The organism is Enterobacter cloacae complex sp. P42RS (assembly GCF_014930595.1).
Taxonomy (GTDB): domain Bacteria; phylum Pseudomonadota; class Gammaproteobacteria; order Enterobacterales; family Enterobacteriaceae; genus Enterobacter; species Enterobacter bugandensis.
Map to the genome: position 1 here is coordinate 26,414 of NZ_JADBRK010000028.1, position 6,276 is coordinate 32,689.

A 6,276-nucleotide genomic window follows, 5' to 3' on the forward strand; every position below is an offset into this window, starting at 1 on the left:
CCTTCAGTCTACGGCGCCTTAGTACCACCGGCGCCATTTATCATCTTCCTGCAAACGCTGATCCCGATAAAACAGGCGCAGCCCTGCTCCAGACGGGATACTACCGCCACGCAAAAGCAGATCCACTTCCGCATTACTTGCATCAAATCCTCTAGAACTCAGTTCTGCCTGAAGCTGCAGGCGCTGCTGCTCCGAAATACTCTGTTTGTATGCTTTTTTCCGCTTCGGTTTTACCAGCCTGAGCCTAGCAACCAACTCCCGCCGTTCCTTTTTTCCCATTCCATGCAGGTAATCCTGCAGCGCCTTTTCACCCATGGAAGAAATATCCGGTACTTCAACTCCTGATTGGTTCAAATTTTTAACAGGGGGACAGTTATTGCCACGAGTCCAAGGGGCGCTAGCGCCCTGGTCGGCTGTCGCCTCCTGAAGGTCAACGGCTTTCCGAACCATTTTCCACTTCACTGCATGAGTGCAGATCCGGCCCTCAATGATCGGGGACCAGATGCCATAAATACGAACACCATGATCGCCGTAGGCGCTCGGCTCCTCGTTGAGCTCGTAGGCAGTCCTGACAAGGTGATGTTTACGGGGAACCAGGACGCCGCCCTGCTTCATGATGTAGGTGGCAAAACAGCCAGCATCAGCTGCGGCCAGCACAGCATCCAGACGCGGGTTTTCCAGTACCGGCGCGCCTGCCTTCTTGTCACCCTGCACCCTGGCAGCCTGTCCGGCCAAAAGGCGCAGCTCGCGGTACGCCTGGCGGCCAGGGATACCAAAGAAGCGGAATTGCTGGACACGGTGCAGCGAAGCCCAGGCGTTTACGTTCTCAGCGTTATCGCGCAATGATCTGCCCGTTTCTTTACTGATTTCCTGGGCCAGCCCGCGCCCGTCGATGTTTTTACTGATGTATTTGGCGATATAGCTGGTCGGCGTGCCCTTGCGCGGGTTGATAAGCTCAGTCTTGAAGCGCGGCCCGGTATTGGTGCCCAGCTCCTCCCGATCCTCACGAATGGCGAATTTACGCAGCAGCGCGGTGATGGATTTGCGGTCTTTTTTGCGCATGAAGCACAGCAGGTGCCAGTGCACGGTGCCGTCATGGTGTGGTTCAGCAACGCGGACGCCATACCAGCGCAGCCCGGCTTTGTGCATCGCCTTACGGAAGGCGGCGAACATATTCACCAGGTAATCACTGCTCTGCCGGACCGTGGCACTGGTCCATTTCGGGTTTGGCCTGCCATTGTTAAGCGTGGCGTGAAAGCGTGACGGGCAGGTGATGGTATAGAACACGGCGCATTCGCCACGCATTTCCGCGATCAGCTCCAGCCCCTTAACGCAGGCCATCATTTCGTTGCGCCGGTGCGCCGGATTGCTGCTGCTGGCGTTTACCACTTCTTCCATATCCAGCGTGTCACCTTCGGCGTTAACCAGCTCATGCGAGCGGAAAAACTCCAGAGATTTGCGGCGCTGTTCGCGTTTGTGGATCACGGCCTCATAGCTGACATACGGGGAGGCCTTTTTGTTAACCAGGCAGACGGCGCGCAGCTGTTCTTCCCGCCATTCACAGCGCATCTGCCACAGCTTGCGATACCACCAGTCCGCGCAAAGCATACGGGCAAGCGAGCCCGGGATAAGCTCGTATGGGACCGGCTTACGACGATGCTTTTTGCGGCGCAGCTGCTCGAAAGCAGGCGGGATAACATCAAGGCGCATGGCCTCAGCGGCCACCCTTTCCCATGATCGGCGTATCTCTTCCGGCGTAACGTCTTCATCCGTAAACAGCTCTCCGCAGGCAGCCCCCAGACACATGCTCATGTGTGCCGCCACCAGGGTAGATAACCGCTTGACCTGCTCCTGGTTCATTTCTGGCAGGACCAGCAGGCCCTCCAGCCCGTCGTGGCTCGCCATAAAACGGAATGACGCAGAAACCTGGCTGGTACGCACGCGCTCAAGGCGTTCAAGGCACGGCCTGATTGTTTCACGCAGATAGCGGGAATATGCCTTCGGCTTGCCCAGGCCCTCGAAATATTTAATCCGTTCAAGCAGCGGCTTACTGATATGCGCCGGTTGGGCGCTCACGTCAGCAACGATGACCAGATCGGGATTAAATTGCTGCTGTTCGCGGGCCATTTTGGCGCGGCTTATCAGCTGGTCCTGCTCCATTTCCCGCTGAACAGGATCACGGGATTCATTGTAGAAATAGCGTTCCCAGACCTCATTACTCAGGGCCTCGCGGCGCAGCTGCTCCTGCTCGTTATCCGCAGCATAGAGAGTGATCAGGTTTGAAAGCGCAGAAACCGGCGCAACTTCCACCGGGTCCATGTAGGGGTTTAGTGCTTTTTTCGGGCCGTTCCATGGGAAAGCCCCAGCGGCCACGGTCGGGCCGCCTTTGTCTTTTATTAATTCAGACATCAGTGACTGGCTCCGAAGCTCACACCGCGCCTCGGGTGTAATGCTTCCCTTTCAGCTCAACGATTTCCTGACATGTTACGCAGCACTGCACGCCCGGAAGGACACGGCGGCGCGCTGGAGGGATCGGTGCATCGCACTCGATGCAAAGCACACGGGAAATGCCCGGCGCCCTGTTGCGCGCGGTATGAATGTGGCGCTGCAGCTGTTCTTCAACGCGCTGCTGTACGAGGTCCATAGAGTCAGCCATTAGTGCAGCTCCTGTGATTCGTTTTCGTAGCGGGTTGCTTCGCGGCGCAGCAGTTCAGCCGCTTCAATACCGTTTAACCCTTTGTTGGTTATATGGGTTGCCAGCGCCTCAAGACGGATTGAAACTGCGAGTGCGCGTCCTTTGCGCTCCTCACGTTTGGCAATATCAATCACCGCCATAAGCTGGTCGGTTTCTGGTACAAACATTTTTGGTAATTCGTTCTGCATTGTTCTTTCTCCTGAATTTGGGCAAAAGAATGCCCGGCGGGTTTACGCCATTAATTTCTGTTGTGGGTTAATTCGGCATGGTTAGCCGTTTGGGAAATAAGCTCACCACTGCACGAAAATGATTCATTGCTTTAACCAGTTCCCGCTTTTCGTCAGTAGTCAGATCACTAATATTGACGCCGTGACGTTCTGCCGGAATTTTTGCCATAAAGAATATGGCTGCCAGTGCGCGTTCATTTTGCTTATGGTTTATATCGCGGCGGTCGCGCATATCTTTAATAAACCTTTCAAGCTCTGGCTCGATATTCAGACCAAACACATTTGCCCTTAATTCCGCTATTCGGTTCAGCCCTTCCATACGTTGACCCGGGCTTAATGGAACAGTCGCCGCAGCGCCTTCAATAGCCATGGTTTCCCCCGTTTGGTAGTGGTCAGCCCTGCCAGCAGTTCATCTTGAGAGCGGGACGGGTGCCAGCGCTTGCCATCTTTCCCAATAATCCAGCCATGGCCGCAGTGCATACCCTGGCTTTGTTTAACTAAAAGCGATGCGAATGACGGTTCTTTAGTCAGCATAATCACCTCAGATGATGCCGAACGAAGCGCCAAGGCCCGTTACGGTGTCCACCGCACTTGCCATCGCGGGGTTGGCCTGCAGGCGGGCCTGCATGGAAACGGCAGCCAGTGCCATCAGGCGAGTCACTGAGTTAATGCTGCTGATCACATCTCGGCGTCCGGCAGTGGTTTTCACATCGCCAGTAACAGCACCGGCAGCAACGCGCCCTATCTCAGCGGTGGCGCTCATGACGTAGTGCGGCAGCTTCTCTTTTGCCACTTCGTTCATCGGTACGCATGGCAGGCAGTGAATCTGTGCCAGGAAGCCGTCAACCAGGGTGGAGTCCTCAGTGAGATCGGTAAGCAGCCAGATTTCAGGCGGTGTGAGCTGATGCGGCTGGTCCGGGTTCAGCTTGTTGCGCAGCGTCTGGACATTCATTCCCGCGCGTTCTGCCAGCTTCGCCATGTTGTGACGCAGTGCGAAAGCCCGGCAGGCCTCTTCAAAGTGTGGATGTTTGGAAATCTTATAATCAAACATGTGAGCCTCTTAGAAAGTTCTCATAATTGAACTTACTGACCAACAACAACGCGGAAGTTGGAATGACCAAGGGACTCACGAACCTGATCGGTTTTGTACATCAGGTACCGCAGGCTTACACGACCCTTATTTTTTTCTTTCTTAACCATGTATTTAGCAAGCTGACCATGGTGAATTTTTTGATAAACAGAGCCGCGGGAAATGCCTTCCCATTCGGCGAATTCCGCAGGCGTAGCCATCTCTTTTGGTACACGAATTGAAATATCAGTGCTCATAGTGCAGTATCTCTTAGTTTAGTTTCGTTTTATCTCGTTTTATATGGTCAAGGTTTGTTTTTCAAACCTTGAGAGAATATTAAGATCACATTTTATATACGTCAAGGGTTTTGCTTATGAGATCAATCAAGGTTGGTAATGACAGCGGAGGTCGTGAAGCAATTAACAGGCTAATCAAGGCGTATAACTTCAGTTCTCGCCAGCAGCTATGTGATCATCTATCAGTATCAAAGAGCACCATGGCAAACAGATACTTACGCGACAGCTTCCCAGCGGAATGGGTAATCCAATGTGCACTTGAAACTGGGGTGTCGTTGCTCTGGTTAACGACAGGACAAGGGGATAAAAATGATAATAATGGGGAGGGAAATAGTTTTGGTTTTGTGAACCCAGCTCACATTAAACCACTATCTGAGGTGGTGGCTCCTGAAATTGACAAAGCCACACTAAATGGCGGTGCCTTAGTGGATCACGGCAAAGTCATATTGGACAATAGTCTGCTCCCCCGCAACATGACCAATCCATTGCTTATCCACACTGATGATGGTTCCTATCTCGTAGATCGTAGCGGCACGCCTCCCGTTAATGGCGTATGGCTTGTTGATATTGATGGAATTAAAACGATAGTAAAACTTGCGCGTATTCCCGGTAATCGCTTAGTTGTCCAACAAGGTGAATCATCTTTTGAATGCTCTTTAGATGATATTGAAATTTTGGGCCGTGCTGTAAAATCGATTAAGAGCGTTTAAAAATGACCATCAGGAAGCAGCCGAACGGAAAATGGTTGTGTGAGTGCTACCCAAACGGGCGAGACGGTAAACGCGTGCGCAAGCAATTTGCGACGAAAGGCGAGGCCGTAGCATTCGAAAACTTCACCATGGATGAAGTGAACAAAAAGCCGTGGCTGGGGGAAAAGGAAGATCGGCGGCGTTTATCAGAATTGATTGACCAGTGGCACTCACTTTACGGGCAGACTCTTGCAGACCCCAAACGCTTGATGGCGAAGCTAAGCATCATTTGTAACGGCCTTGGTGATCCCGTTGCTTCAGAACTGACAGCCGGCGACTTTACGAAATACCGTGAAGCACGGTTAAAAGGCGAAGTGCGAAATGAAGATGGCGCACTTATGTCGCCAGTTAAGCCTCGAACGGTAAATCTTGAACAACGCAACCTTTCATCAGTTTTCGGTACGCTGAAAAAACTGGGCCACTGGTCAGCACCCAACCCACTTTCTGGGCTACCAACATTCAAGATCGCAGAGGGTGAACTGGCGTTCCTTGCGCCAGAGGAAATAAAGCGTCTGCTTGATGCCTGCGCTGATTCTCAAAGTTCCAGCCTCCTGACGATTGCAAAAATCTGCCTAGCAACGGGTGCACGCTGGAGTGAAGCCGAAAACCTACAGGGCCATCAGTTATCGAAATTCCGCATCACCTACATAAAAACCAAAGGTAAAAAAAACCGGACCGTGCCGATATCTCAGGAACTGTACGATGAACTACCCAAGAACAGAGGGAAGCTATTCACCCCGTGTAGAAAAGCTTTTGAGCGGGCAGTGAAGCGAGCTGGTATCGAGCTACCAGAGGGTCAATGCACTCACGTTCTGCGTCATACATTCGCCAGCCATTTTATGATGAATGGCGGAAATATACTTGTCCTTAAAGAAATCTTGGGGCATGCCGATATAAAAATGACGATGATTTATGCGCATTTCTCTCCAGATCATTTGGAGGATGCAGTAACTAAAAATCCATTATATAATTTAGGTACGCGATGAATTATTTAAAATACATAACTGACCATCCAGGCATAGCTTCATACGCAGCATTTATCGCAATTTTATTTGTTTTAATTATTTGTAGAAAATGGTATGTACTTGACAAAAGGAATTTATTTCGCCAAAAATTGTTTTGGGTTTCCGTTGGTGTCCCGTTCGTTTCCTTTATATATTTTGGGTTATTTGCATGGTGGGGAAAAACCCCGGTCCTTTCCGCACATGGGTATGCTCGATTTTATGAGATAAGTAAATTC

General features: G+C 51.5%; 9 protein-coding genes and 1 pseudogene. 3 read left to right on the forward strand and 7 right to left on the reverse strand.

Annotation, left to right across the window (positions count from 1 at the left end; all coding sequences use genetic code 11):
- Nucleotides 1-18: 18 nt before the first annotated feature.
- The 7 genes from IM314_RS21155 to IM314_RS21185 all read right to left on the reverse strand — a co-directional run bounded on the left by IM314_RS21155 (nucleotide 19) and on the right by IM314_RS21185 (nucleotide 4,248).
- Entirely contained in the window at nucleotides 19-2,409 is a 2,391-nt protein-coding gene (locus tag IM314_RS21155) for a replication endonuclease (protein ID WP_193358380.1), read from the reverse strand.
- Between the two features lie 19 nt (nucleotides 2,410-2,428).
- Nucleotides 2,429-2,656 carry a TraR/DksA family transcriptional regulator gene (locus tag IM314_RS21160; protein WP_193358381.1) on the reverse strand — a complete coding sequence of 76 codons (228 nt, stop codon included), beginning with the start codon at nucleotides 2,654-2,656 and terminating at the stop codon, nucleotides 2,429-2,431.
- On the reverse strand, nucleotides 2,656-2,883 hold the full coding sequence (locus tag IM314_RS21165) for a DUF2732 family protein (protein WP_029740052.1): 228 nt from the start codon (nucleotides 2,881-2,883) through the stop codon (nucleotides 2,656-2,658). The genes IM314_RS21160 and IM314_RS21165 overlap by 1 nt, the downstream gene beginning before the upstream one ends.
- Nucleotides 2,884-2,950: 67 nt before the next feature.
- On the reverse strand, nucleotides 2,951-3,292 hold the full coding sequence (locus IM314_RS21170) for a DUF5347 family protein (protein ID WP_000963476.1): 342 nt from the start codon (nucleotides 3,290-3,292) through the stop codon (nucleotides 2,951-2,953).
- Nucleotides 3,256-3,456, reverse strand: a complete 201-nt coding sequence (locus IM314_RS21175; protein WP_074143873.1) for a phage filamentation protein Fil family protein — start codon at nucleotides 3,454-3,456, stop codon at nucleotides 3,256-3,258. Before IM314_RS21175 ends, IM314_RS21170 begins: the two co-directional genes overlap by 37 nt.
- A gap of 7 nt (nucleotides 3,457-3,463) precedes the next feature.
- On the reverse strand, nucleotides 3,464-3,973 hold the full coding sequence (locus IM314_RS21180; protein ID WP_000460863.1) for a phage regulatory CII family protein: 510 nt from the start codon (nucleotides 3,971-3,973) through the stop codon (nucleotides 3,464-3,466).
- A 32-nt stretch (nucleotides 3,974-4,005) separates the two neighbouring features.
- Nucleotides 4,006-4,248, reverse strand: coding sequence for a Rha family transcriptional regulator (locus IM314_RS21185; RefSeq protein WP_032636666.1), 243 nt, complete (start codon nucleotides 4,246-4,248; stop codon nucleotides 4,006-4,008).
- Nucleotides 4,249-4,364: 116 nt separating this feature from the next.
- Between IM314_RS21185 and IM314_RS21190 the strand changes: the two genes are divergently transcribed.
- From IM314_RS21190 to IM314_RS22030, 3 genes and pseudogenes are all read left to right on the forward strand, one after another.
- The gene (locus tag IM314_RS21190) at nucleotides 4,365-4,997 is read left to right on the forward strand and encodes a phage repressor protein CI (RefSeq protein WP_193358382.1); all 633 of its coding nucleotides are present in this window, start codon (nucleotides 4,365-4,367) and stop codon (nucleotides 4,995-4,997) included.
- A gap of 2 nt (nucleotides 4,998-4,999) precedes the next feature.
- Nucleotides 5,000-6,022: a site-specific integrase gene (locus IM314_RS21195; protein WP_193358383.1), complete on the forward strand. Its 1,023-nt coding sequence runs from the start codon at nucleotides 5,000-5,002 to the stop codon at nucleotides 6,020-6,022.
- Nucleotides 6,019-6,276: pseudogene (locus tag IM314_RS22030) on the forward strand (hypothetical protein); the annotation flags it as partial. The gene IM314_RS21195 and the pseudogene IM314_RS22030, both read left to right, overlap by 4 nt.